Source organism: Planktothrix sp. FACHB-1355 (genome assembly GCF_014748295.1).
Taxonomy (GTDB): Bacteria; Cyanobacteriota; Cyanobacteriia; order Cyanobacteriales; family Aerosakkonemataceae; genus Aerosakkonema; species Aerosakkonema funiforme_A.
Map to the genome: position 1 here is coordinate 1 of NZ_JACJUP010001302.1, position 1,804 is coordinate 1,804.

The window sequence follows — 1,804 nt, forward strand, 5'->3', positions numbered from 1 at the left end:
TCATTCTCCTCCGTTCCCTCGTAGGGAAGGGGGGTTGGGGGGGTGAGGTTTTCTTCCACAAACACCCGCGCTAAACTTTTGAGTGGATGTTCCCCCGGTCGAACAATTAAAATCGGCCAAGTCTCGCTGCCAGATAATCTTTGTCCTAATTTTAATTGATAAAGTAATCCGGCTTTCACTACAGAAGATTTACCGCTACCAGAAGCACCCATTACTGCCAGAAAATTACTTTCTCTGACTTTATCCAATAGCAAATCTGTCAGTGCTGTCCGACCTTTAAAATATTTGGCATCTTCATCATTGAAATCAAAAGCTTGCAATCCTTTATAAGGACAAACTCCCGCCATTAAAACAGCACGTTCTATCTTTTCTTTTTCACCAGTCAGAATAATCTCGCCGCCGGAATTATGAAATATCGGACGTTGGCGCGATGTTGCCAATTGCTTGTTGATAAAATCGACTAAGCTATAATTCGTTACCCAACTTTCCGCATGATTTTCTGGTTTCAAACCTTGCAATAACGCACTTGTCAAAATGCCATGTTCGCCGCCTACTTCTTCGTAAGCTACCTCGAAATCTCGCGATGCAGCGATCAAACATCTGTCCCGCGCTTTCCCTCGACTACCTGGGTCTGCTTCGGCAAAGTTGAGTAATTCGCCGCTATGACAGCAATCCAACCATACTATCTGCTGTCGTACCGGACTTTCCTGCAATAATTGGCGCAACCATTGTAGCGATAGTCCCCATTTTCCGCGCAATGGGTTAGCTTCGGATGTCCCTAGAAAACCTTCGGTGACGCCGCCTTCGTGGGAACGCAACCCATGTCCGGCGAAAAATAGCAGCGCGGTATCGGGTATACTGCTGCTGGGGGGATTGAAGAGGTTGGCGATCGCTTTTTTTAAATCCTGCGCTTGAATTAAATTCCTGGGTGCGGGATCGGAATCTACTTGCCAAGAACCTTCGATATTAATAGCAGGTAAGCGCTGTACCCGAAAATTGCCGTAGGTTTCCAGAAATTGCGCTATTGCTTCTGCATCCGCCGCCGATTTCATCAAATGTCGCGGTTTGCTGGTGGGTTTATCCTTCAGCATTGGATAGCGATTAATACCTACTACTAAAGCTTCTCGGTTCATGGGTGCGCGATTCAGGTAATAACTCAAATTGCTAATAATTAATTTTGAGTCGATAAGGTGCGTCAGAATACAGAAATTTAGGAGTAACGATCGAGTTTATCCTTGTGACGCACTCTACTTAATCGCCGCAACTTGAGTTAATATATATACTTACGTAAAAATACTGCTTTGTGTAGAGCTATGAACGCCGTTGTTAACAATTCTTTACTGGCTCTGATGTTAGCGCTTAAGGATTTAGAATCTCCCTTAAGCGAAGATGAAGAATCAACTTTATCCGATGTCGCTGCACAACTTTCCCTCGACCCGGATGCTTGGGAATCCGATATCGAACCAACTTTGATGACGGTAATTGCAGCGAACCCAAACTTAAATCAATTATATCAATCTGCTAAATCGCAACTGGATAATGTCAATGGCAATATTCCAAAAGAGTTAATTCCCACTCAATCTGAAGTAGAAGAAATAATCCCACCGACGCCAGAAATAGCTACACGGGGTTTCGCTCCGGAGACGGACGAATCGGATTTTAAAAGCAATGAAATTAACAACATGGTCATCAGTATTTTGAGTAATCCCGCTCCAGTGGAAACCACCAAAAAGTTAGGTCGTTTCGAGCAACTCAAACAGTTCATTGGCGCGAAATAGTTTGAGAAATTTTTAACCGCAGATGA

General features: G+C 44.0%; 2 protein-coding genes. One reads left to right on the forward strand and one right to left on the reverse strand.

All coding sequences use genetic code 11. From position 1 onward, the window contains the following. On the reverse strand, positions 1 to 1,160 hold a 1,160-nt coding region (locus H6S82_RS31780), incomplete at its 3' end, for a caspase family protein (protein ID WP_199318011.1). Between the two features lie 153 nt (positions 1,161 to 1,313). Here H6S82_RS31780 and H6S82_RS31785 point away from each other — a divergent pair. Further along, the gene (locus tag H6S82_RS31785; protein ID WP_190470331.1) at positions 1,314 to 1,778 is read left to right on the forward strand and encodes a hypothetical protein; all 465 of its coding nucleotides are present in this window, start codon (positions 1,314 to 1,316) and stop codon (positions 1,776 to 1,778) included. Positions 1,779 to 1,804: the final 26 nt, after the last annotated feature.